Genomic DNA, 26,212 nt, shown 5'->3' on the forward strand with positions numbered 1-26,212 from the left:
ATTCGATTGAACTGCTGTGTTCTCTTTTTCTTTGTTGCCTCTGTTGGACGGTTCACCACCTATACGAGGAATTTTTGCTTTGATTGGCGGTGCTTTCGGTTAGCCGCAATATAGGCAATCCGTTGTGGTAGTTTCGCTCGAGACCGCGTAGTATAGGTCTCAGAAAGAGGACTCACGCTTTCAAAAATTGCACCTCCGTTGTCAGTTTGGCAGTGATCTGGATGTTTTCTCCCACCGTCTCGAGCAAACCAAAATCCATGTCCGTTCGCATCCGTAATGACAATCCAACAACCATATAATTCCGAGTGGTGGAAAAAGTGATGAATCCATATAGTGTTCTCTGAATTTCTACATCCTTCTGAAGGTATTCTCGGCTTTCCGTATCATATTCCAAGAATACTCCTTAGAATTCGGAAAGGATATGGGGAACTTGTGAGTAGAAGAATACCGACAATGATTGTGAGTAGGCAGCTACAAACAAAACTTCGGAACCGCAGAAAATGTGGTGAAAATGTCATTATCTGACAAACTCGGCGACAAGATAGTCAAGCACAGTCGTCTTTTCATCGTCGCTCTACTCGTCTTTTCGTTGATTCTCGGATCGGGTGCGTCGATGGTAGGACAATCGTCTTCCCTCGATTCGTTTCAAAGTGATAGCAGTTCAGCCGCAAAAGCACAGAGTTACATTAGCGAGAACTTTTCGACGGGATCGAACAACACCACGAGTGCTCAAATCATCGTCCGTGATAACAATACACTCTCTAAGGAATCACTCAAAAACCAAATCAAATTACAGCAAAAACTCCGGAATAATAACACCGTAAACGAAACCCTTACTGAAGACTCTCCAACGGTTGGGATAGCAAATATCCTCGCCACAACGGTTAATCAATTAGACAAAGCGGAAGAGCTCAAATCCCGTGGCGAAAATCTCCAGGAACGAAAGGAAAACCTCACCGAGTGGGGAGAACAGCTTCAGACCCGCTCGGAAGAACTCAATGCGAGTAAAGAAGAACTCCAGCAACGGGGAGAGCAGCTGAAAGAGCGGGGCGAAGAGCTGAAAACGCGAGGGGAAAAACTCCAACAGCGCTCGGACGAACTCAATCGGAGTAAACAGGACCTCCAACAGCGCGGTGAAGAGCTCAAAGAGGAGGGTCAGGAACTCAAACAACGCGGGCAAACACTCCAACAACGCTCTGACGAGCTTAACGAGAGCAAGGCGCAGCTTCAAGCGAAGGGCCAGGAGCTACAAGCGCAAGCCCAACAGTTGAACGAGAGCAAAGCACAGCTCCGGAATCAGAGCGAGGAACTCAAACAACGTGCTCAGGAGCTCAACGAGAGCCGAGCAGATCTCGAACAACGCCAATCGGATTTGGAAACACGGGCTCAAGAACTCAATCAGACCCAACGGGAGCTTGCGGCTCGGAATGAGAGTTTGCAAGAGCGACGAGCCACTATCGAGGAGGCCCACCAGAATGGCACGATCAACGATACCGAGTACGAGCAGCGTCTCGATTCGCTTCGAGAAGAGCAGGCCGAATTGAAGGCCGACCAAGCTCAACTCACGAACGAATCGGCTGCACTCCAGCAGGACCGCCAAGAGCTCGAAGAGGATGCCCAGCAACTCGAACAGCGAGCAGCTGAACTCGAGTCGGATAAGGCAGAACTCGAACAGCAATCCGAACAGCTCCAAGAAAGTGCAGAACAGTTGCAGGCCGAACGTGCTGAACTGGAACAGCGGTCGGCCGAACTACAGCAAGAAGGCAAGGAACTTCAGCAAGCATTTAGCGAACTCCAGCAGGACAAAAAGGAATTGCAGGAAAAACAGGCCGCGCTCGAAGCGGATTCACAGCAGCTCAAGGAGCGCGGTGCACAACTCAAGGAAGATTCACAACGACTTCAAGAGGACTCTCAAGAGCTGAAAGAAGCACAAGCGGAGTTGGAGAACGATTCCGAGCAGCTCAAAGAAGAAGGTCAACAGCTCCAAGAGCAGTTCGAGAATTTCAAAGACGCTCAGGAAGCACTCAAAGAGGACGGACAGGAACTCAAGAACGACCAGCAAGCACTCCAAAACGGGGCTAATTTCACGCTTTCCGAGCAGCTGTCGATCCTCGAATCACACAATCAGTCGGAGATCGATAATGCGACCACGACCATTCTGGCCGAGAACTCCAGTTTTGGTGGTGCAAGTGCCGGTGGTGACGGCGCGTTCGCGTTCATGCCGACCAGCTACAAAGCCGGGAGCACGGATGCAAACGCGACAATGATCGTCGTCACCCAACAGGCGGAGGGTGAAACCACCAGTAGTCAGACGTCGAGCGATCGGATCATGAATTCACAGCTCGCCATGCAGACGATCGCTCACGAGCAGTTCAAGGCAGAACAGTCGAGCGTCCTCGTCTTTGGAAGTGGCATTATCTCGGACGAGACTCAGCGTTCGATGAGCGACAGTATCCTTATCGTTGGGCCCCTCGCGGTCATCTTCGTTCTCGGCGTCTTGATATTTGCCTATCGAGATCTACTCGACATCATTCTGGGACTCTTCGGTATCAGCCTCGTTCTCGTGTGGACGTTCGGCTTCATGGGCTGGACTGGTATCGACTTCAACCAGATCTTCATCGCGGTTCCAGTGTTACTTATCGGTCTCTCGATCGACTACGCCATTCACGTCTTCATGCGCCATCGCGAGGAGCGAGATCGTACTGAAGGTGTCGAACAGTCGATGAAGGTCACGTTATCGAGTCTCGGAATCGCGTTGATTCTCGTGACTGTAACCGCTGTGATCGGGTTCCTCTCGAATCTCGTCAGCGACGTGCCCCCGATTCGTCAGTTCGGTATCGTGAGTTCGGTTGGGATTACGGCGGCACTGATTATCTTCGGCATTCTTATTCCCGCTCTGAAGACCGAACTCGATTCGTTCTTGGAAGCCCGTGGTTGGGACCGGGAGAAACGGGCGTTCGGTACCGGAGGAGGACGGCTTGGCGCGGTGCTCGCTGGCGGGGCGACGGCAGCTCGCAAAGCACCACGCATCGTACTCGCCATCGCCGTGATTCTCACCGTCCTCGGCGGTGCTGGTGCAGCACAAGTCGACACGAGCTTCTCGCAGGAGGATTTCCTGGCGAGCAATCCGTCGGGCGTAATGACCGAATTGCCAGAACCCTTCGCCCCCGGTGAGTATACGGTGAAATCCTCGCTGGAATACGTGAACAACAATTTCCTGCGCCAGGATTCCAATGCGGAGATACTGATACGAGGAGATATCACCCAACCATCCACGCTCGAGACGGTTGACAAAGCAGAGAACGAGGCGGCCGAGAAGGATTCAACGGTCGTTCTCTCCAGTGGGGACCCCGACATCGATAGTCCGTTGTCCGTAATGCGGTCCGTCGCGAACGAGAACGATTCGTTCAAAACGACGTTCGAAAACGCGGACACGAATGGTGATGGTGTCCCGGATCGGAACCTAAAGTCGGTCTACGACAAACTGTATACTGTCGCCCCTGACCAAGCAAAAAGTGTGCTCTACCGTACCGATGACGGTCAATATAAAGCAATTCACATGACGGTTTCGGTCAAGGGCAGTGCAAGCGGTGGTGCGGTTAGCGAGCAGATGAAAGCAGTTGCCGAGACGATTGAACAGGAAAGCACCCTCAATGCAGTCGCGACGGGTCAGCCGATTATCTTCAAGATCGTTCAAGACCAACTGCTCAACTCGGTCATCGAAAGTCTCCTCATTACGCTCGGAGCGACGTTCATCTTCCTGATGATCACGTACTACTTCCTGCACGGAAGTGCGACGCTTGGTTTCATCACGATGCTTCCTGTGGCGTTCAGCGTCTCCTGGATTCTTGGGACGATGTACCTCCTTGGAATCTCGTTCAACGTGATAACCGGATTGATTACCAGCCTGACCGTCGGACTGGGAATCGCCTACAGTATCCATCTCAGCGAGCGCTATATCCACGAACTCGACGAACAACCGTCGGTGTGGGTTGCAATGCGAAAGAGCGTCACCGGTACTGGTGGAGCACTTCTCGGCAGTGCCGCGACGACCGTGGGCGGGTTCGGTGTTCTCGTGTTCGCCATCCTGCCTCCCCTCCAGCAGTTTGGAATCATTACGGGTCTCACGATCATCTACTCGTTCCTTGCGAGTGTCTTCGTGCTACCCAGCCTACTCGCCCTGTGGACCCGGTACTTGGGACCAGGTGGTGCGATGACGGCCGAACCGGCAGACAAATCTACCGTGGATAATGTGGGAGCAACGGATGACTGATTCGACGGAAGCCAACGCGATAGCTGCGCTACAGCGACTGGGGCTCTCCAAGTACGAAGCACAGGTCTTCTGTGCCCTGCAGCCGATCGATAAGGCGACTGCGAGCGAGATCAGCGAAACCAGTGACGTGCCGCGCTCACAGGTCTACGGGGCTGCCGATGGGTTAGAAGAACTAGGTCTGGTGGATGTTCAACAATCCAACCCCCAACAGTTCCGTGCCGTGGGACTGGACGAAGCGCGTGCCCATCTACAGGCCAAGATCGAACGTGAGCAGGATCGTGCCTTCGAGGCACTCGATTCTCTGCAACAACAGCCGATCGACGAAACGGAAACCCAAGAAGATATTTGGACGCTCAAGGGCCAAGAAACGATCAACGATCGTGTCACCCAACTCATCAGCAACGCGAACAACCGAATTATCTTCGGCGCACGCGATCCGATGATACTAGACGAGAATGTGATCACGGCGCTTTCGAACGCACAAGCGGACGGTATTGATGTCTTCATCACGAGTGGAAATTCCGCGGTGTGTGAGCTTTTCGAAGAGCGTGGTCTCGAAGCGTGCCAGTTCCCGATGAAGCCGGAGGATAATGATCGGAGTGGTCGTGTTCTGGCAATCGATTCTGATGTTATTCTCATGAGTGTCCTCGTTCCAACCCACGATAGGACTCAAAACGAGGTCGCCTTCTGGAGCGATGGAACTGGGTTTGCCAGTATCCTGATCGGTCTCTTGGAGACCTGGTTTTCAAAATTCATTGAGACGTAGGCCTGTTGGAAAATCGAGGCAGTGAATGCGCTATGAATGTTTAATTCCTGCTCGGACAGGGTATGGCACGCGTTCGAGCAGGAAGGAGGAGGTGGCGGGCGCAGGGGGGAGTATGGATCGGGAGTGATGGCGCCAGACCCATGTGGGAACCCGTTCAGGGTGTCAGCGGCGACCGCGCCACAATCAGTCGCTTAGTGGGGTTCGGTATATGCTTTGTGCTACTGTTCGAAAATAAGACAGTCAGACAAAGATTCCGATCAGCCAAATATGTCATACCCAAATGATATTGATCTCCAAGTATCTTTTTAATATTGACGAAGATGATAGAAGTCTGTTCAGTTGCCCGTATCGATTTCCGTTTCCTACAAGGTCCTCAAAGGGCAATGAGTGAACATGGTAGATCTGATTACTGTCGGAGGATTGCTTCTTGCACTCTTCCTCGTTATCATGAACGGGATATTTGTAGCCGCAGAATTCGCTTTCGTCAAAATTCGACCAACTCAGGTGAAGACACTTGTTGAACGGGGTAAGCCCGGTGCAACCCACGTGCAAGACGCCATCCAGAATTTAGACGATTATCTCGCTGTCAGTCAGCTTGGGATTACTCTCTCCTCGTTAGGTCTCGGATGGGTCGGAGAACCTGCCGTAGCAGCACTCATTGAACCCATTCTTGGACAAATCCTTCCTGCCGACGTGATTCATTTTGTCGCATTCGCACTCGGATTCGGCTTTATCACGTTCCTTCATGTCGTCTTCGGTGAACTCGCACCAAAGACATTCGCTATTCAAGAGGCTGCACGTATCTCGCTGCTTGTTGCTCCTCTTATGAAATTCTTCTACTACGTGTTTAAGCCCGGAATCATCGTCTTCAACGGCACTGCGAACTATTTCACTCGACTCCTGGGTATCTCCCCAGCCTCTGAAAGTGAGGAAACCCATTCCGAAGAGGAAATCCGGATGATTCTCACTCGATCAGAGGAAACAGGGCACATCGATCTTGACGAAGTCGAGATGATTGAAAGCGTCTTCGAACTTGGGGACACCATCGCTCGCGAGGTCATGATCCCGCGCCCTGATGTAGAAACTGTGGTCGCTTCGATGCCCCTTTCAGAACTTCGGTCAGTTGCCGCCAATGGGACCTATACGCGATATCTTGTACTCGATGAAGAGGGCGAACATCCAGTCGGATTCACCCACGCAAAGGACATCCTCCGAGCAATCGAAACGGAAACGAATCAAGATGACTCTCTCACGGCTCGTGACCTCGCACGAGACGTGCTTGTAGTCCCGGAAACGAGGCGGATCGACGAGATCCTTGCGGAGTTTCAGACGCACGGGGGCGGGCAAATGGCAGTTGTGATCGACGAATGGGGGGTTTTTGAGGGAATTGTGACCATTGAGGACATTCTCGAAGAGATTGTGGGTGATATCCGAGACGAATTCGATACAGCACCTCAAGAACCATTCATCAAAACGCAAGATGATGGAACATACATCGTCGATGGGAGTGCCCTTATTCAAGAAGTAAACAGTTGGCTGGATACTGAATTCGAGGCTGAAACTGTGGAGACGATCGGGGGGTTCGTTTTCAGCAATTTAGGGCAAGCACCCGAGGTCGGTGACCAGATTGAACAGGGAGGATACGTTTTCAAAGTGGCTGCTATTGATGACGCTCGTATCACCCGTCTTGAAATTCAACGAGTTCAATCAACTCGAGAGATGAATGACGAGTGAGATATTCATATGAGTAGTCTGACTTAATCGTACGATCGCAGAGTTGCCGCGAATCTGCCTCTCTTTGATATCATTCGGACTGGGAGGCCCCCGCGTCTCACTTTGTGTCTACTGACTCTACGGGTCGTGTCTTGATAGTATTACACAGACCGAAAGAAAGCTAATCAAATTATGAGTTACCAGCAACTGTAATCACCGGAACTGGAGCAGAACGCACGGTGGTTTCGGCAACACTGCCGAGCAGTATTCGATCGATTCCCTGTCGTCCAGTCGTCCCCATGATAACAGCGTGAATATCATTTGATTCGATGGTGTTCTGTATCTCCGTAGCAGGGGATCCTGATCCGATATGACCGATTACGTCTGTAAGACCACGTGTTTTAGCCTCGGTTACGATCTGGTCAACCGCTTTTGTGGCAACTTGTTCGAGTTCCTCCGTCAAAAGTTCCGATCGGATATCGAGGCCTAGGGACGCGTCATCGACCACCGATAGAACATGGACGGTAGCGTTGAGGGATTTCGCGAGTTCGAGTCCATGATCGGCCGCGGTCGTTGCTTCCGCGCTTCCATCTGTGGGAATGAGGAGATTTTTATACGGAAATTCCAATTGTTCGTCTGGTTTCATCCGAGCGGTTAGCACGGGAACCGGAGAGAGACGGACGACTTTTTCGCTCACACTTCCGTGAAGATACCGTGACACACCTCCGCGACCATGGGAAGGAACTACAATTAAATCATGATCATATCGCTCAGCATAGTCTACAATGGTCGGCGCAGGATTTCCTTGGACTACGTCAGTAGTGTACTCGACACCAAGCGAATTCAGGGTCTTCCCTGCCTCCTCAACGACTTTTTCCCCCTCTTGTACCAATGTGTCGACGACCGTATTTTCGACGACAGCGACACTGTCCCGTGTTGTATCGGCCACGAACAGGAGTCGAACGGTCGCGCTTGTCCATGTGGCAATTTCACCAACATGGTGAAGGATCTCCGCTGCGTCGTCATTTCCATCGACCGGTAACAGGATGTTTTCATACATGGTCCTATATGCCAGTATACGAGCGGCCGTTTCTAAGGTATTTCCTCGATATCCCTCCAACAGTCCGAGCCGTCTCTGAAAGAGTTATTTTACTCATCACGAAGCTTATACAGTGATCAAAACATAACGAATCATGAACCGTCGAACTGTCCTTACTGGACTTTCTGTTGGTCTTGTGGGCTGTCTCGGACGAGGTGCAGATGGAACACAACCAGAGAGGTCGACTCACACCAACGAGACGCCAGCTACCGTTTCGCCGCCATCAAACGGAAAATCCAATGGGATCACGGCGAAGTTGGTCGTGGTTGATGGCCAAATGCCAGCCCCAGGCGAGTCAGTCTCGGCTACCACCAACTGTGATACGAAAACAACAGTATTGACCGGCTGGTTTCGTCCACCGACTGGTTGTCACGAGATGGTTCTCAAATCGTTTGAGTATAACCCAACCGAGGATAAAGGGACGATTGTCCTTTCGAGCAAGTGGGGAGAATCACGATCGCCGGAAGAAGTAGACTGCGGTGGAGTCACGTTCAAATACAAAATAGCACTCACTTCAGAGACAGCCATGCCTGGGGCGATACGGGTCGTTTACCAGACTCCAGACGGTGAACAAGCGAATGCATTTCGTCTACAGACAGATCCCTGTTGAGAATGCGATGACGAGTGCCACTATCAACACGAGTGGATTGAGCAGTTCGATGAATGGGACTGCAGGAAAGAGGGCAAGGAGTGCGCCTGCAACAATTGTTGCAATCACCGCAAACCCAATCGTAAACAGGACGATAAGCCCATCACGTACTTGGTCGAGAATGGATTCGTCGGTTTCAGCTGCATAAATCTCGGAGAAGGCAGTATGCAATCCACGGAAGATCTTCAGTGCCCCCCATGTGAGCGTTAGAATCCCTACAATGGACGCACTCGCTCGTCCTTGTTCACTTCCGAGAGTAGTTTTCGCGAGATTACCAATCGCGGGAGAAAGGGATTTTGCGAAACTGATCACCTGAGTTTGCACGTTATTGCTGCCGATCGCTGCAAACGCTAGAAATGCAATGATCAAGAGGGGTGAACCGTCTCAGGGTCAAGCCTCGAGGCACTCGGCCTGCTCCGCCTGTAGAACAGATAGCAGGACGAAACACGTTCAAGTTCGTAGTTAACCGAACGCAAGTTCTCGCTGTCCCCAGAATTCGGAAGGTTCTGGTGTGTGAACAAGACGCGAAGCGTCTTCTAAAGGCCGTAAACGGTAGGGTAGCCTCGCTATCACATGTGCGACTGATAGCGCAAACTCCCGTGAATAAGTGGAAGGCAACTACTGAGTCGGTACGTACCCTCTTGCTCAAAACATGCAGACTTCGGAATAGGGACGAAGAAGTGATGCATAGGCTAGCGAATAATTGCAGGTTGGTCAGAGTCACCTCGGAGCGGGCTTCATGGATTTTATATAGGTTCCAGCAACGTTGATTTAGAGAGAAACCAATGGTATCAGTGCTAACCGTCGCCGGGGTAGTCGTCGCCGTCTTCGTTGGGTTCAATATCGGTGGCTCATCGACGGGTGTAGCGTTTGGTCCAGCAGTCGGCTCACGTCTCCTTCGAAAGGCGACCGCAGCAGCCTTGTTCGTTGGCTTTGGCTTTCTCGGAGCATGGACCGTCGGTCGGAACGTCATCGCGACGATGAGCAGCAGTATCGTACCGGCAACCCAATTCACGCCTGCCGCGAGCGTCGCTGTCTTGTTCTTCACAGGAGCGTCACTCCTCATTTCAAATCTCTATGGCGTTCCAGCTTCGACTTCAATGACAGCCGTTGGCGCCATCGTTGGACTTGGCCTCGCATCGAACACACTCAATCAGGCACTGATGTTTACTATCGTCTCAGCATGGATCATCGCGCCGCTAATCAGCCTCGGCATCGGAATCGTGGTCGGGCGTTACATCTACCCGTATCTGGATCGCTATGTCGCGTTCACAAAGTTCGATCTCCATTTCATCCAACTCGACCGCTCTGGGACGATTCCTCGACTCTACCTGAATCCGAACGCGACACGACAGGACATCCTCGGATCACTCTCGGTGGTTGTCATTGCGTGTTACATGGCGTTTTCGGCGGGGGCGTCAAACGCGGCGAACGCTGTGGCTCCCCTCGTTGTCGAAGGGGGGTCGCTCACCGTCAATCAGGGCGTCCTGCTTGCAGTAGTGGCCTTCGGTCTAGGCAGTTTCACCATTGCCCGTCGTACGCTAGAGACGGTAGGAGACGATATTACGGAGCTACCGATTCTCGCTTCACTGATTGTCTCCATCGTCGGTGGCACAGTCATCACGATTCTGTCCTACTTCGGAATCCCGGCGAGTCTCGCGGTAAGCACGACATCGACGATTATTGGGCTCGGATGGGGTCGAGCAAGCCGAGCAGCGACACTCGTAGAGTTTGCGACGCCGGAACGTGAACATCCGGATTTAGAGGTCTCGACAGGAGCACTGGTCACCTCCCGTGCTGAAGATATGCCTGCAAGTCCAACGATCGGTGATATTGCCCGTCACGAGGAACCGGCAGAAAAACCGGAGGAACTGCCAGACGTGCCTGACGTGGGTACGGAAGGGCCGGCGGATCTCGATCAGCGGAGCCTGTTCGACTCGGCGGCGGCCAAACGTATCGTTACAATGTGGGTGTTGACGCCCTCGCTAGCGGTTGTTGCCTCCTATCCGGTATTTGTATTTTTGCTGTGAACGTCGCTTAACAAGCCCTCCCTTGTCGATCCGGTCGTCAAATTATGACATCTTTTGTGTTCCCAAAGTAGTTGGTACAGGAGGCCCTTGTAAGATGGAATGAGTACTGACCTCACTCAATGTCCTGACTGTGGATGGACCGGTAATACTAGTGATTGCGAGATCGATGAACTCGAACGAAAGTGTCCTGTCTGCCACCACGTCTTTCGACGTAATTCGTGATTCTCGCGCCTACCCCACCAGTCTAAGCCACTAATGAACGGAGACTCACATCGGATGCTGAACCATCCGACGCTGGTCTTTCGTCTGCCAAGGCTCAAAAGACCAAATGAACGAAACCATCCACAGAATATGAACCTGATGAGACGGCACAGGAACGCGCGCAGTGGAAACAGTTTTCATTCGACGTCGATGTCCCCGGACTCGTAACAGTCTCCAACGAGAACCACGACAAGCCCGCAACCCACCAGTACACCGTCTCCATCGACGACGGGACGCTTGAGGCGTCTCCTTCCGAGGACGACAACGAGACCGAACCCGAAGATTGCGACTGTGACGGTCTCGGTGACATCCCGTGCTGGCCGTGCGTGCGAACGGGCCGAAAGAAGAACTGCCGAACGAACCACCGCTTAGCTCTTTTTATCCATGGCACGCCAAGTGACGGTCTCGAATCTCACCAACCAGCGAACGCTGACGGAAAGCAAAGATTAGGAATGAGACTATTAGAGTTTAGACTATAATAGTTTCACCACTAACTTCGAAGCACATACATACCCGGTGTATCTACAACTAAAGCGATATCTGTTGGTGGAAGCAGTGGATATGATTTCCCTGGTCACAGGAATGCTACATATCCACAGTTTCGGCAGTAAATCCTGTCACCATCATGGAAGAGGATCCCATCGGCACACTGTGCACACTTTCCTTCGATGGTCCCGTCGGTAACTGATTCTGACCGAGATTTGTATATCACTCGTTCCAACGCGGCGAGGCGACGACGTTGCTCATTGAGTTGCTTCTGCAGACGTTTTGTGTTGTGTCGCTGATGTGCTAGCGGACCACGTCGCCGTCTCCGCTGGCAATACAGCATGATTAATCATATCTCATCTACAAGCATGGTTGTTGTGCGTGCTCTCGCAAGGATCACTCATTCCCTGAAAAGGGGAGATGACCCTTTAATCGGGAATCTGCAGCACTCGAAGATGGCAGTTTCGGACCAACACTCATACTGACTCGTTCTGATCGGGACTTCGAATCCCGGTGTTCAATTAGAACCTGGCTAACGACGGCACGGAAATAGTGTACTCGCCAGCTTTCTCGGTAGGCAGTCCTCCTTTTATTCTTAATTCCGTTTACAGAATTACGGCAAATATCCGATACAATATAAATCCCGTGACTCCTGCACCAAAGAGCGTGAGCAGCCAGATTGCGACTGTATAACTTGTTTTTCGGACGGAGATACTTTCTGTCCCTTCAGTTAGGCCACTTCCAATGATACTCCAGAGGATAATATTGTTGAATGAGATCGGGTAGCCGAGAATTATCGCGGTTTGAGCGATGATAAACGCCGGAATCAGCGCTGCAATTGATCGTAGAACGCCAAGCGACGAATAATCACGGGCGACTGCTTGGAGAATACGTGGCGACCCCATCCACGCTCCTAACAGAATCCCAATTGCTCCGATCGATAGCAAAATCGTCCCTGGAAGACGCAACTGTGATTCAAACAGAGGTTCCAATGGACCGGTCGCTAAGCCGACTTGACTGCCACCGCTCGAAAAGGCGACTAAACTTCCGAGACCAATCAAAAAGAGCCGAACTCCACGGTCGATCGAACGATTGAGTGTTCGTCGAAGTAACCCGGCTGCGAATAGTCCCAGAATCAAACTCGTAGACACCATCACGAGATCATACGCCCCGATTATCGTCGGGACGCTCATTTCTAGTGAGTTAGAGACGTAACTCGCGATGGTTCCCTGTGCAGTACCAGGAGCAGGAATCAGTGCCGAGGGCATATTCGCAACGATAATACCAACGATTCCACCGAGGATCGGGAGCGTAATTTGTTCGGAGAGACTGGTGCGACGGAGCAAGTAGCCCGTTGTATAGGCGATTGTGATCGACATCACCGGCACTGCTGCCCAGAATGTTACAATCTCACGGTAGGTCCCATATGCAGGCTCTCCACCAAGTGCCAGTCCCGCGCCAACGATAGACGCCGTGGTTGCAAACGCAGCTGGAATCGGATATCCTGTCCGAACTCCAAGTGCAATAAAGCCTGCTGCTGTCAGTAGACCTGCAATCGCTGCGAGTGGTGTTAATTGAACGCCCGCTATCAGCCCTTCTCCCACCGTTTTCGAAATATTGCCACCTTGTGTGATCGCTCCTAAAGCAGCAAGTATTCCCAGAAGAAATGCGGCGCGCATCGTCGATAGGGCATTTGCACCAACCGCTGGTGCAAAAGGTGGTGAATTACTACTCGCGCCTAGTGCCCACGCCATCGCTAGACTCGTGGCGATCGCACCAGCCACAACAATGAATGATGTCAGGATAGCCATCTGCTCTTTGTAATGTAACCTCGTGCCATATTCATCGTCAATAACAATAGCTCCGCTGCTTGAATGAGCGCCCTGAACCATCATTCAAATATTTTTTGAGAAATCGCCCCGTGATATTCGATCAGAAGTTTATGTACGATCGTCCGCTGTAACGTCGACTGCAAACACATGGCTGCCTTCCGTGCAGGACGACTAACTGCTCGTCGTAGGTCGTCGCGAGATCGTACCCGACCGTGAGCGGCTTGTTCGAGTGCAGTTCCTCTCCGACAGCTGTGAGTATCGACATGTGTAGTCTCCGTGAATGGTTCGCCGTGAGACCACCGGTGGATTCAGCTTCGCACCGCCACCGATGGACTACCGGATGGTTGCTCGCGCTGTTCCGTGATTCGAACGCGGGCGACGCGGGTATCGTCTACGCCTCCTTGGCGGACTCACGCTCGCGTCGCTCGCGTTCGCGTGCATAGTGGGCCAGCAGTTCGCTTTCGATGTTTTCGACGGGGAAGTGACACGCCGCCTCGTGCTCCCCGTCCTCGAACGTCGAACGGGCGGGGTCTTCTTGTCGACACTCCTCGGTGGCTTTCGGACAGCGGGGGGCGAAGTTACAGCCACCCGGAAGCTCGATCGGGTTCGGCGGTTCACCTGGGAGCAACACCCGTTGACGGTCGATCTGCGGGTCGGCCTTCGGTGACGCTGAAAGGAGAGACGCCGCGTACGGGTGCCTGGGGTTCTCGACGACCTCGTCAGTGGTACCCATCTCGACGATTTCGCCGAGGTACATCACCGTCAGCCGGTCGGTGATCTGCGAGAGGCTCGCCAAGTCGTGGGAGATGTAGACGATGCCGATGTTTCGCTCGTCGGCCATCTCGCGCAGGATGTTGAGGATGTTCGCCTTCAACGAGACGTCGAGCATCGAGGCGGGTTCGTCACAGATGAGCAGTTTGGGCTCAAGCACCAGCGCCTGTGCAATTGCTACACGTTGGCGCTCGCCCCCCGAGAGCTGGTCGGGGTGCTGGTCGAGGTACTTCTCGGGGGGATTGAGCCCCACGTCTGCGAGCGTCTGGCGGACTCTCCGATCGATCTCGTCGGGGGTGTGTCCTTGAATCTTCAGTGGTTCGCTGACCGCGGCCCGCACCCGCTGTCTGGGGTTCAACGAGTCGAACGGGTCCTGAAAGATGAACTGGACCTGCGAGCGGAACTCCTGGGCATCCTCCTCCAGCAGGTCGTCAACCGGGTCCCCGTCGATGAGGATATCCCCACCAGACTGCGACTGGAGCGCTGAGATTACTTCGGCAAGTGTCGATTTCCCGCAGCCGGACTCGCCGGCGACTCCCACAATCTCGCTCTCACGGACATCGAGGTCGACGCCGTTGACGGCTTTGACGTAATCCGGTTCCTCGCCGAGAAGGTCCTCGATGATGGGCTGTGACTGCTCGAACCACTTCTCCAGACCGTCGGTCTCGACGATAACCTCGCCCAGGTCACGCGACTCGGATTCTTCGGGCACGTCGATGCCCCACGTTTCGGGATCACTCGCCTGCTCTTGCATCTCGTCCGCCTTGTCGGCGTAGTAACAAGCGGACACCTGTTCGCCGCTTCCGACGAGGGGCGGGTGCTCGCTCTCACACTGCTCGGTCGCGAACGGACACCGGTTACGGAAGACACACCCCGTCGGTTCCTCGGTGAGGTCCGGAAGCGAACCCGGGATGGATATCGCCTGTTCATCGAACTCGTCGACCTCCGGGAAGGCGTTCTTTAGCCCCATTGTGTACGGATTCCGGGGGTCGTGGAAGACGTCGAACGTGTCTCCCTGCTCCATTACCTTCCCGCCGTACAGCACTGACACCTCGTCACAGGTTTCCGCGACGACGCCGACCTCGTGGGTGATCAACAGTAGTGAACTGTCGATCTCCTCTTGAATCTCCATGAGCTTGTGGACGATCTTGTCCTGGACGATGACGTCCAGCCCGGTCGTTGGCTCGTCCGCAATGATGAGGTCTGGGTCGAGTGCGAGCGCCATCGCGATTGTGACGCGCTGGCGCATGCCACCGGAGAACTCGTGAGGATACTCGCTCGTCCGAGCCGGGTCGAGGCCGACGATCTCGAAGACTTCTGCCACTCGTTCGTTGGCTTTGGCCTTCGATATGTTCTTGTGCTTGCGAATCGCCTGGCGTATCTGTGCACCGACATCCATCACCGGGTCGAGCGAGTCCATCGCACTCTGGGGAATGTAGGCGATTTCCTCCCAGCGGACGTCCCGCCACTCCTCTTCGGACAGGCCGACGAGGTCGCGGCCTTTGAACGTGACACTCCCAGATCGGACCGCACCGTTGTCGTCGAGCAGTCCAAGAACGGCCTTCGCGAGAGTCGACTTCCCGGAGCCGGACTCGCCAACGAGGCCATAGTTATCTCCCTCCTCGATGGAGAAGGAGGCGTTGTTAACGGCGTGGACTTCGCTGTCTGGGGTCTGGTACGTGATCTTGAGGTCGTTGACTTCGAGTAGACTCATTCTTGTTCAGTCTTGAGTTCGGGGTTGACGATCTCCTCAAGCGCACGGCCGACGAGGAAGACCGCGGTAGTCACTGCAGCGATACCGAACGCTGGCGGGAGAACCCACCACCAGGCGACCCGGATCGCGCCCGAGCGGAACACCTGCTGGAGCATTCGCCCCCACGAGGTCGTCGTCGGGTCGCCGAAACCGAGGAACGCGAGCGACGCCCCGACCACGATGGACCACCCGACTGCGTACGCCGTGTACAGGAACCCGATGCCCAGTACGTTCGGTGCAACGTGTAGGAACATCGTGCGGAGGTGGCCCGCCCCTCTCGCCCGGGCCGACTTCACGAACGTTCGCTCTTTGACTGTCATCACCTCTGAACGGATGACTCGCGCAGGCATTTTCCAGAGGAAGATCACGAGGATAGCGGTGATGAGCCAGACATTCGGCGTCACGAACGACAGTATCACCAGCGCCATTGGTAGCAGCGGGAGCGCGAAGGTGAGGTCGGTCAGCCGCATCAGGCCCTCGTCGACCCGGCCACCGAAGTAGCCGCTCGTGAGTCCGACGAGGAAGCCCAACACGCCGGTCCCGACGCCACCGAAGAATCCCATGATGAGCGTTGGCCGGGCACCAGCCAGAAACTGACTCAGGACGTCCTTGCCGAAGGCCGTCGTCCCGAAGAGCGCCTTCGAGTTCGGGCTCTGCAGTTTCATAATCGAGTAATCCTGGCGGAGCGTGTCCTCGATCGGATGGTGCGGGGCGATGTGTGGGCCGAACAGTCCCATGAACACGAAGACCATGAGGATGATGAGTCCGACCTTCGCGGCGGTGTCCTGCCAGATAACACTCATGAGGTGGTAGGAACGGTCGAGCTCGGTACGGAGACGGTCTCTCAGGGTATCGGCGTCGAGCGAATATCCAGACATCAGACATCACCTGCTTCGATGGTCGGGTCAAGTTTCGCGTACGCTAAGTCGGCAGTGAGATTCATCACGATAACCGCCAGCGCCATGATGAACACGGCCGCTTGGACGGTCGGATAGTCCTGGTTGAGTATCGCCTGGACGAGTGCGCGACCGATACCCGGCCACGCGAAGACCACTTCCAGGGTGATGACACCCTGGAAGATCATCCCCGTCCGGAGAGCGAAGTAGGTCACCAGCGGAAGCAGAGAGTTGCGACCGGCACGGGCGAGCTGCTCTCGCTCCGAGAGCCCCTTAGCACGATGGAGCTTGAGGAACTCGGAACCCTTTCTCTCGACGATAGAGTTGCGGGCCAGCATCAAGAAGTCGCCGCTGAAAAACAGCACCGACGCCGTGAAGGGGAGGATGTAGTGTTTCAGGAAGTCGACGGAGAGGAACGTTTCTGCGTAGCCCTGTGGGTTCGCCATCGGGCTGCGCATCCCGAAGGCGGGCAGCCAGTTCAGTCCGTACGAGAAAATGATGAGCAGGAAGATACCGGTGACGAAAATCGGGGTCGCGCGGAAGAACGTGGTCGTCACGATAGACCACTGTTCGAACCACGACCCACGGTTCCAGCCGGCGTACATGCCAGCGATGGAACTGACGATCGCCGTGACGACGAGCGCCGGCAACAGCAGGACGAGCGTGTTGACCAGTGCGGGGACGACGATGGTTCCGACCGGCCGTTGCTGCGTGAGAGAGACCCCGAACTGGAACGTGAACAGGTTCCTGACGTACTTCAGGTACTGCACGTATATCGGTTCGTCGAGGCCGTACATCGCGCGCAGCTTCGTGACCTGATCCGCCGTTAGCGAGCCGGAAGCGACCAGACCGCTGAACGGGTCGCTCGGAAGGAGCCGAAGCGTCGCGAAGATGATACTGACCGACACCAGGGTTAGTATCGCCGCGATCGCGGTCCGTTTGATGAGGAATCTTCGAAAACTCATGGATGATCAGGAGAAGTCGGGCTGGTCGAGCCCTGTGTGGGTGGCGTGACCGTGCTCAACACGCTTGGCAAAGGCGTCCCAGGCATCACCCTCCGGCCAGACGAGGGTGTCCTCGCCTTCGAACGTGTATCCCGCCTTCTGGAGCATCGTCTTGGCCTTGCCGACGTTGTACTTGTACGGGTCCGTCTCGGCAGCGAAGGGCGTCAACAGGCTCGTAATCAGACGCTGCCCCTCGATGGCGGTACCCCGCCCGCCGAGCACATTCTCGACGAATCCTTCCTTGTCGACCGCGTGGCTGAGCGCCACGCGGAACGTTTTGTCCCGGAATAGCGGGACGATGTGGTTGAGGTGAACGTCCGTCGGAACGTAGTTCTTAGCGATCTGCTTCTCGACCCCGTTGGCCTTGGCCGCGCGGTCGGCTTGCTGGTTCGAGACGGTCGTCCCGATAGCGTCGATATCGCCGGATTGCATCGCGCCGATGAGGGTCGAGATGTTCCCAACATTGGTCTCAACCAGTTTGTCGATACCGTCACCGGGGACGAAGTGCTTGCCGAGCATCTCCTTGCGGATGTCGTCGTCCCAGAGCCAGTGGTCCTCGTGCTTCTCGAGCCTGAACTCGGTTCCTTGCTCCCAGTTGACGAACTTGAATGGGCCGGTCCCGATGGGGTTCTTCGGGTTGTGCTGGCCAGGGCTGTCGATATCCTTCCAGCGGTGTTTCGGGATGATGGCGCTGCGGACGGCGCGTTGAGTGAGGAAAGATGCGTCGGGTTCGGTGAGATTGAACCGGACGCGGCCGCCGCCGCTGTTCGACACGACTTCCACGCTGTCGATGGTCCGGTAGAACGGTCCCTGCTGGGGTGCCGTGTGCTGCTTGTATTTCTCGACGCTGAACTTCACGTCCTCGGGACTGAACGATTTGCCATCGTGCCAGGTAACGCCTTCACGGAGGTCCATCTCGACGGTAGTCTCGTCTACGACCTCGTGCTTGGTCGCGAGACCTGGGACGATCTCCAGTTGTGGGGACGCGTCGTAGAGGCCGTCGTAGACGTTCAACAGACGCTTCTCCTCCATTCCCCCGGTCGACCAGGGCAGATTTGTTCCTTGCATTCCGGTGAGAACGCCTTTGACCCACGTAGTCGAGTTGCCCTGGGGCTGGAGGTTCACTTGCGTCCAGATGAACGAGTCACGTGTCGTCCCGTTCCCCGGCGTCGGAACGTATCCCTTCCAGTCGGCGGTGTTGGCCACCGTGATCACGTCGGGGAAGTTCGAGGCGATAACGTACGCGTCCTTGCTGAGTTTCTTCTGGATCTTCTTACAGAGCTCGGCGCGTTTTTCCACATCGCCAATCGTCGCAGCCTGTTCGTCCAGCAGTTCGGTAATCTCGTCGTTCTTGTAGTTGTAGTAGTTCCCTCCCGTCTCAGGATGGGCGCGCATCAGGAACGGATTCGGGTCGAGTCCCCGCTGTGGGTCCGGCCCGTGGAGATTCATAACGACGGGCGTCGGGTGTCCGATGTCGGCACGCCAGTACTCGCCGTACCGGGTGCTCGGCTGGACGTTGACGAGGTTCGTCGGGACACCGAGCGAGTTGAACGAATCCTTGATCATCAACGCGTGCTCGCGCATCCACGGCGTCTCCGACTGCGCGAAGTGTATATCCACGGCGGACACCGGCTGCCCCTCGACCGCGTTGTACTCGAACTTGACGGCTTTGTCGTTGACCGATTTCCCCTTTGTCTCGACTGGCCACTCCTCCCAGAACTTGGTCTTGATGGTGCGACCATCGCCACCGCTACCGTCGCTGTTGTTTTTGCTCTGGCACCCGGCCAATCCAGCGATTCCAGCTGTGCCTGCGATCCGGATGAATCTGCGCCGAGAAACAGAACCTGTCTCAATCTCGAATTGTTTTCCCTGCGTCATTGCATGCCATCCTTTCCCACTTACTGGCGTGAATCTACTCCCGATGCCGGCCAATCATCATCATTTTTTATATACACACCCGTACACACCGGATTCACCCGACCCGCGACCACAGCATGAATGATAATCGGAAATATATATTGTTAGATTAGTAAATTTACATGTGTATTCGGAGGGAGTGCGCTTCAGGCAGGGTCCAGCCGATTATTTGTCGTCTGACTCAGCGTTCGACGACTCTTCTTCGGTGGAGAAGACGAGGTCGAAGAGTTGCTTCTCGGCGAACCGGAGACGTTCGCTGAGCGTCGACTGGGCGATGTCCAGTTCCTCTGCAATGTCGTCCGCCGACGCCTGTCGTGGCACGTCAAAATAGCCCATAGAGTGGGCAGCCCTGAGGACGGTCAACTGTTGCTGCGAAAGTTCATTCCGGAGGACGCGGCCGAGCTGTCCGCTTCCGAGCGGTTCGCCTGTCGTCTCTACCTGATTCACGCTCAGGAGTTCGAACCGACTGAACTGCTCCTGAATTCGGTCCGCCAGCCGCCGGAAGTCTTCCCATACATCCACCGTGACGACCCCGTCGAGGTGGTCTCCGTGCAGTTTCAGCCGGTTCGGCACACCCTTCTCTCGTAGAATTACACCAAGGATGAACGGGTATGGCTCGTGAGCGACGATAGTCAACCGGTACGTCGGCTGTTCGGAGGAGTCCGTCGACACCTTTTCGTGGTGGAACAGTTCTGCCCGGGAGAGCGATTCAATCGCCGCTTCCAGGTCACGCTCACTATCAGTCGTGACCAGAAGCGACTCGATCCAGTCGCCTTCGTCGGCGTAGAAGGCGTTCTCAAATTCGATTCGGCGAACGTCAGGGACCAGCGTCCTGAAGTCGTCGATGACGCCGGACGGGGTGGTCTGGAACTCGATGCGTAGAATCTTGAATCACCCTGGTCAGATGTACACTCCCTTTGAGTGTACTATATAAAACGTTGGTCACTTAGTTAAGATTCGCCTCTGGCTGTGTCAGCTCACTCACCAGTGCGAACGAGTGCGTCGACGGCGATGGGGCCGTCTTCAGTGACGACGACAGGGTTCAAGTCGAGTTCGACGACGCCGTCCACGGAGTGAGCTAGGCCCCCGACGTTCACGAGCAGGTCGACGACCCGATCGACCGGCAGAGAGTCACCATCTCGTCGGTCGATGAGCAGGTCCTCAAGGACCGTCTCTTTGACCGCTCGCCGTGCGTCCGATCGCGAGAACGGCGGGACCAGTGTCGCGCTATCGTCCAGTGCTTCCACGAGGACACCACCGGCGCCGACGGTGACGAGTGAGTCGAACACGTCCCCGGGGGCAACCCCCACCATCGTTTCGACACCGTCGTCGACCATGGGCTGAACCAGCACGCCTTCGATGTCGCTATCGTCAACGTGGGACTGTGCTGCCGAAACCACGTCGTCATAGGCCTCGCGTGCATCCATGGGGGAGTCGACACCGAGCATGACGGCACCGGCGTCGGTCCTGTGTGGGAGTTCCGGCGAGTCGATTTTGAGGACGGCGGGTCCAGGTATCGACGCCACGCTAGCGGCTGCCTCGTCAGCGTCGGTGGCCAGTCGAGTCTCGACCGTCGGGACGTCGAACGCGGAGAGCAGCGACTCGGCCTCCGTCCACGTGAGGACCCGTCCTCGCGGCAGGTCGCGCTTGAGTACGTCGGTATCGTGATTCCTCGAACCGCTTTCACTGTGAGTGGTAGATAGCAAGTGCCGTGGCGGCCGGTCGGCGAGACGGTCGCGGTCGGCAGCGAAGTCACACGTCGACGCAACGGCGTCGAGACACCGACTCGGGTCCTCATAGACCGGCACCGACTGGCGCAGCCGAGCGTAGGGTAGCGTCTCGGTCGGGTCATCGGGTTCCTTGCGTCCAGTCCAGAGCACGTACACCGGATCCTCGGCCCGGTCGGTGATATCTTTCAGATCGGCGGCGATGTCGGCTGCGCGGTCATTGACCCCCGAGAGACCGATGGCGAAGACGTACGCGTCGAAATTGTCGTCAGCGAAGAGTGCATCGGCGATCTCGGGAATCGAATCGGCACCGTACCCCCGAATGTCAGCGGGATTGTGTAGTTCGCCATAGGTCAGGAGTTCGTCCATCTCCAGTAGCACACGTTCGGTCTCCCCATCGATGTCAGGGAGGGCGAGGCCACGCTCAGCAGCCATGTCGGCGAGCAGGCTCGCGAGACCACCGCTGGTCGAGGCGATACAGACGCGGGCACCGTCCGGGGCGTCGTAGGCGGTATGCGCGTTCGCACGGCCGAGGAGGTCGGGGATGTCAGGGACACGCTGGACCCCCGCCTGGTCGAAGGCCGTCGCCCAGGCGTCGTCATCGCCGGTGAGCGATCCCGTGTGCGAGAGTGTGGCTTCCTCCGCAAGGTCGGACTGGCCGATCTTCACCGTCAGGACAGGTGTGCCGTTGCGGACTGCAGCTTCGGCGACCCGCATGAACCGTTCCGGGTCGTCGATTCCCTCGACGTACGTGCAGATGACGTCAACGCTCTCCTGTTCGGCGAGATATGCGACGTAATCCGTGAGCGTCAGGTCGGTCTCGTTCCCAGTGGAGACGATGTGACTGAAGTGCAGGTCCTGGTCAGTCGCCCGCTCGAAGAACGTCGTGAACGCCAGTGCCCCTGACTGGCTGACGAGACCGATTCCACCCGGCCCAGGTTTGCGTGAACACGTCGAGGTGAGCGTCGCACCCCGGGCGGCCATCACGCCGATACAATTCGGCCCGACCACCCGGATTTCGACCTCGGCAGCCGTCGCGGCGAGGTCCCGTTCCAGTTCGGAGCCCGTCTCGTCCGCCTCGGCGAATCCCGCCGTGAGGACGAGCGCGATAGGGACACCTCGCTCGCCTGCAGCACGGACGACATCGACGACGTACTCGCGCGGGACACTCACGACGACGAGGTCGACGGTCTCCGGCACGTCTTCGATGGTGTCGAAACACGGGCGGTTCCAGGCTTCTTCCCGGTTCGGATTGACGGGGTAAAGGGTCCCATCGAAGCCGTAGTTGAGGAGGTTGTCGACGAGGTTGCCCGAGTAGAACGATTCCGGGCTCGCGCCGACGACCGCGACGGAGTCGGGATCAAACAGCGATCCCAGTTCCGGCGTCGTTCGTGACTCTGTGCTTTCGGTTCCGATTGTCGTCATGGCACTGAGTCGGTTCCTCCAGCACCCGCGTGAACCTGTCCCCGATGGGGGTCGATTATCTTCACCCTATAAGTACCACTCCACGATCACACCGCGATTCTCTGGGTGAGGTGTCACCGAATCCCCGTGGCCGCTGTGCGGTCGAGAATCCTCTCGGCCCAGTCTATCTCGTCCGGGCTCGGGGTGTAGGCTTCGTTGATTACGGGGGTCTGGTTGGGATGGACGGCGAGTTTGCCGTCGAAGCCGAAATCCACGACCGTCTCGGTGGATGTCTCGATGGCCTTTTCCAGCATCCCGGGGTCGTCGCTCGGACAGTACAGGAATGAACGTTGACCATACGGACAGGCATGTAGCCTGCTAGAAAAACCCGAGGGGAGCTCAATCGCTGCCGATATCCTGGTCGACCCGGTTCGGTTCGTCTGACTCGTCGTTTGCCGGGTGGAAACACGCTGCTGAGTGATGGTCACCTGTCCACTCGGTCAAACCGAGCTCTTGATCCCAGCAGCGGTCGGTCGATTTCGGACAGCGCGGGGCGAACCGACAGCCAGTGGTCGCCCGTGAGGGGAGCGCCGGCTTCCTGTCGAGAGTTATGCGCTCGCGGTTCCCTTTCGGGTCCGTCTCCGGGACCGCTTCGAGCAGGGCCTCTGTGTAGGGGTGTTGTGGGTCGCTCACGATTCGTTCTGTTCGTCCGCGTTCGACGAACTTGCCGAGGTACATGATCGCCATTCGATCGGCGATCTTCGAGAGACTGGTGAGGTCGTGAGAAATGTACAGCACACCGATACCCTCGGTGTTGGCTAGCCCACGAAGGAGATTGAGCACCTCTGCCTGCAGCGAGACGTCGAGCATCGAGGCGGGTTCGTCACAGATGAGCAGTTTGGGCTCGAGCACCAGCGCCTGTGCAATTGCCACGCGCTGGCGCTCGCCCCCCGAGAGTTCGTTCGGGTACATGTCCAGATACCGTCCGGCCGGTGCCAGTCCCACCTTTTCGAGTGTCTCCTCGACAACCGTCTCACGTTCGTCGAGTCGATACTCGTGGATAGTCAGCGGTTCTTTGACGAGCTGTTCGACCGTCAACCGGGGATTCAGTGATTCGTACGGATTCTGAAAAATTATCTGTAACTTCCGCCGGAACGACTGGAGGTTCTCCTGGTAGTAGTCGTGTGAGTGACCGTCGAACATGAACTGGTCCACCGTGGGATCCTCCAAGAGTGCAAGCGTCTCTCCGAGCGTCGACTTGCCACACCCCGACTCGCCGACGACGCCGAGGATTTCGCCGCGCGCGACGCTCAACGAGACGCCGTCGACCGCGCGGACGTGGGACTCCTCCTGCCCAAACATCTCTTTGATCACCTCGCCACGTCGGTCGTACCACTCGCGGATATTGCCCGTGAGTCCCGTGATGGAGGGTTCGATACTCTCGAACGGCAGGCGTCCCAGCAACGAGTCCCCGCACTCGTACCACTTGCGAAGCCCCTCGACTTCGAGTAACACTTTGCCGTCCGGCGTGCGTGACCCTTCCACGGCACCACCCCACGTCGAGGAGTCCTCGGCCTCGGACCGCATCCGATTCGATTGTTCCACGTGATGACACGCGATCCAGTGGTTTCGGTACGGGAGTTTCTCGAGGTCCGGAACTGTCTCGGAACACGTGTCGGTGGCGAACGGACACCGCGGCTCGAAGACACACCCGGTCGGTTTCGAATCCAGATTCGGTGGCTCTCCCGGGACCGAGACGAGGTCCCCATCGTGTTCGACGTCAAGGGCCGGATACGCGTTTCTGAGCCCCATCGTGTACGGATGCGACGGGTTGAGAAGGAGGTTGTCGATGCGGCCCTGCTCCATGACCGTCCCACCATACAGCATCGACATCTCGTCGCAAGTCTCCGCAATGACACTGAGGTCGTGGGTGATCAACAGTAGCGAACTGTCCGTTTCTTCCTGAATTTGGAGGATGTTGTCGATTATCTCATCCTGGACGACGACGTCTAGCCCCGTTGTCGGCTCGTCCGCGATGATGAGTTTCGGGTCGAGTGCGAGCGCCATCGCGATGACAACCCGTTGGCGCATCCCGTCCGAGAACTGATGGGGGTAGTCCTCGGTCCGTCCGGGGTTGAGTCCGACGGTTTCGAACAACTCGCGAGTGCGTCGGCTGGCGCGCTCTTCGGAAACCGTCCTGTGGATCTGAACGGCCTGCCGTATCTGTCCACCGACGGTCATCATCGGGTCGAGCGCGTCGATGGCAGTCTGTGGGATGAAGGCGATTTCCTCCCAGAGAAGGTCTTGTCGCTCCCCTGGCGTCATTGTCCGTAAATCTCGACCCTCGAATTCTATTGTCCCCGACTCTATCACCGCATGGTTCGGTAACAGGCCAAGAATCGCCTTCGCAGTCGTCGATTTGCCCGATGCTGACTCCCCTGAGAGCGCGTAGTTGACACCGTCCTCGATCGTGAATGAGACACCGTTGACGCTGTGGATTGGTCCGTCACCCGTATCGTACCGCACCACGAGGTCTTTGACATCGAGGAGTGTCATTCACGTCCACCTGTGAGAAACATCCAGAACACAACTGTGGTTCCACGCCACTCCATATTTCCGAGTGTGCACCGGATCCTACGGTCAAGCCAGACCATTCTGTGACGGAATATTCCGGTTATTGGTTATAAATCTCCGTTTGTGATACATCCCCAACACGAGTCCCCATATTGCCGCATTCCGTCAACGCTACCGAGATCAAACAGGGCGCGTTCACCGACCAGATGACAGACTCTCCGCTGATGCGGAACGATTGTGGTTAACCAACGACCCGGCCAAACCTGACTGGTGTTGGTTAACGCAGTCAGACATATCGTTCCCGTCCACAGGGGTTTTCCGGTCACTTCGACGAGATCCGCAAACAGGACCGACCCTCCTGATCGAACAGCTCGAAGACGCTGTCTTGCATCCAGCCGGCTCTGTTGAAACCCTATTGTCTTACCATCTTTCCTGCTGGAATATCCGTTAGGTAGGTGTGCAAGCTGATTGATAGAGAAACTACCAATGGCGATGATAATTATGCGATCCTTCTGCATACACAGCGCTTATCCAGCATATCAGACGAGCCGGTCGGACATTGAGTAATCTCCGAAACAGCGAGACGACCAGTGAAGATCGAGAGTCGAATACAGACCGCGATATTCCACAAAGCGAATAATTTCTATTTTGCCAGTAATCGGCGTTCAGTAACCCGATCCCACGACTGATTACAAGGCCTCATATCATGATAATATGGATGTCCGGTAATGGGAAGCGCGGGATTTGAGTAACCCAATCACGAGTGAACATAGTGGCATTCACGTCCAGAAATCCTTCCAGCCACGGAAATACTCCCTTCCCGCGATTCAATTCCAAATCCGATCGACTCGCAGTGAACCTGGTCAACTCTCTCTGACCGGCTATCTTCAAATTGGTGCGGTTTCTTCACACAAAAGAGCAATAGCACCAGTAAAATGCCGACTTAGTGTTTTTCATCACTTAAGGTACGGCAGCTATCTGTCCCACTCCAATGGCGAATAATAGGAGTCCAGCAATGAATAGGAGACGATGCACTGTGATGTGTGACTCAATGACA

General features: G+C 55.8%; 16 protein-coding genes. 5 read left to right on the plus strand and 11 right to left on the minus strand.

All coding sequences use genetic code 11. From position 1 onward, the window contains the following. Positions 1-511: 511 nt before the first annotated feature. The 3 genes from OPC11_RS16310 to OPC11_RS16320 all read left to right on the plus strand — a co-directional run bounded on the left by OPC11_RS16310 (position 512) and on the right by OPC11_RS16320 (position 6,773). Positions 512-4,273 carry an MMPL family transporter gene (locus OPC11_RS16310; protein WP_264782606.1) on the plus strand — a complete coding sequence of 1,254 codons (3,762 nt, stop codon included), beginning with the start codon at positions 512-514 and terminating at the stop codon, positions 4,271-4,273. Beyond that, the gene (locus tag OPC11_RS16315; RefSeq protein WP_232423901.1) at positions 4,266-5,039 is read left to right on the plus strand and encodes a helix-turn-helix domain-containing protein; all 774 of its coding nucleotides are present in this window, start codon (positions 4,266-4,268) and stop codon (positions 5,037-5,039) included. Before OPC11_RS16310 ends, OPC11_RS16315 begins: the two co-directional genes overlap by 8 nt. A gap of 393 nt (positions 5,040-5,432) precedes the next feature. After that, positions 5,433-6,773 (plus strand): hemolysin family protein, encoded by a 1,341-nt coding sequence (locus OPC11_RS16320; protein WP_264782607.1) that lies wholly within the window; start codon positions 5,433-5,435, stop codon positions 6,771-6,773. A 169-nt stretch (positions 6,774-6,942) separates the two neighbouring features. Here OPC11_RS16320 and OPC11_RS16325 read toward each other — a convergent pair whose 3' ends face one another. Then, a complete protein-coding gene (locus OPC11_RS16325; protein WP_264782608.1) occupies positions 6,943-7,812 on the minus strand; it encodes a universal stress protein in 870 nt (289 codons plus the stop codon). A 628-nt stretch (positions 7,813-8,440) separates the two neighbouring features. Continuing rightward, entirely contained in the window at positions 8,441-8,869 is a 429-nt protein-coding gene (locus OPC11_RS16330; RefSeq protein ID WP_264782609.1) for a YhjD/YihY/BrkB family envelope integrity protein, read from the minus strand. Between the two features lie 416 nt (positions 8,870-9,285). Here OPC11_RS16330 and OPC11_RS16335 point away from each other — a divergent pair, with 416 nt between their 5' ends. After that, positions 9,286-10,530 (plus strand): inorganic phosphate transporter, encoded by a 1,245-nt coding sequence (locus OPC11_RS16335; protein WP_264782610.1) that lies wholly within the window; start codon positions 9,286-9,288, stop codon positions 10,528-10,530. Positions 10,531-11,882: 1,352 nt separating this feature from the next. Here OPC11_RS16335 and OPC11_RS16340 read toward each other — a convergent pair. From OPC11_RS16340 to OPC11_RS16365, 6 genes are all read right to left on the minus strand, one after another. Then, entirely contained in the window at positions 11,883-13,088 is a 1,206-nt protein-coding gene (locus OPC11_RS16340; RefSeq protein WP_264782734.1) for an inorganic phosphate transporter, read from the minus strand. 412 nt (positions 13,089-13,500) lie between these two features. Beyond that, positions 13,501-15,594 (minus strand): ABC transporter ATP-binding protein, encoded by a 2,094-nt coding sequence (locus tag OPC11_RS16345; protein WP_264782611.1) that lies wholly within the window; start codon positions 15,592-15,594, stop codon positions 13,501-13,503. Then, positions 15,591-16,511: an ABC transporter permease gene (locus OPC11_RS16350; protein WP_007981480.1), complete on the minus strand. Its 921-nt coding sequence runs from the start codon at positions 16,509-16,511 to the stop codon at positions 15,591-15,593. Before OPC11_RS16350 ends, OPC11_RS16345 begins: the two co-directional genes overlap by 4 nt. Next, positions 16,511-17,494 carry an ABC transporter permease gene (locus tag OPC11_RS16355; RefSeq protein WP_264782612.1) on the minus strand — a complete coding sequence of 328 codons (984 nt, stop codon included), beginning with the start codon at positions 17,492-17,494 and terminating at the stop codon, positions 16,511-16,513. The genes OPC11_RS16350 and OPC11_RS16355 overlap by 1 nt, the downstream gene beginning before the upstream one ends. 6 nt (positions 17,495-17,500) lie before the next feature. Beyond that, the gene (locus tag OPC11_RS16360) at positions 17,501-19,321 is read right to left on the minus strand and encodes an ABC transporter substrate-binding protein (protein ID WP_264782613.1); all 1,821 of its coding nucleotides are present in this window, start codon (positions 19,319-19,321) and stop codon (positions 17,501-17,503) included. Between the two features lie 294 nt (positions 19,322-19,615). Next, positions 19,616-20,122, minus strand: coding sequence for a helix-turn-helix domain-containing protein (locus tag OPC11_RS16365; protein ID WP_264782614.1), 507 nt, complete (start codon positions 20,120-20,122; stop codon positions 19,616-19,618). A gap of 6 nt (positions 20,123-20,128) precedes the next feature. On the opposite strand from OPC11_RS16365, the gene OPC11_RS16370 reads away from it, so the two are divergent. Next, on the plus strand, positions 20,129-20,332 hold the full coding sequence (locus OPC11_RS16370; RefSeq protein ID WP_232423911.1) for a hypothetical protein: 204 nt from the start codon (positions 20,129-20,131) through the stop codon (positions 20,330-20,332). A 95-nt stretch (positions 20,333-20,427) separates the two neighbouring features. Here the strand turns inward: OPC11_RS16370 and OPC11_RS16375 are convergent, their stop codons facing one another. From OPC11_RS16375 to OPC11_RS16385, 3 genes are all read right to left on the minus strand, one after another. After that, the gene (locus tag OPC11_RS16375) at positions 20,428-22,602 is read right to left on the minus strand and encodes an acetate--CoA ligase family protein (RefSeq protein ID WP_264782615.1); all 2,175 of its coding nucleotides are present in this window, start codon (positions 22,600-22,602) and stop codon (positions 20,428-20,430) included. A 113-nt stretch (positions 22,603-22,715) separates the two neighbouring features. Further along, positions 22,716-22,895, minus strand: coding sequence for a hypothetical protein (locus tag OPC11_RS16380; RefSeq protein ID WP_007981467.1), 180 nt, complete (start codon positions 22,893-22,895; stop codon positions 22,716-22,718). Between the two features lie 85 nt (positions 22,896-22,980). Next, on the minus strand, positions 22,981-25,137 hold the full coding sequence (locus OPC11_RS16385) for an ABC transporter ATP-binding protein (RefSeq protein WP_264782616.1): 2,157 nt from the start codon (positions 25,135-25,137) through the stop codon (positions 22,981-22,983). Positions 25,138-26,212: the final 1,075 nt, after the last annotated feature.

This window comes from Haladaptatus sp. T7 (genome assembly GCF_026008575.1).
GTDB classification, from domain to species: domain Archaea; phylum Halobacteriota; class Halobacteria; order Halobacteriales; family Haladaptataceae; genus Haladaptatus; species Haladaptatus paucihalophilus.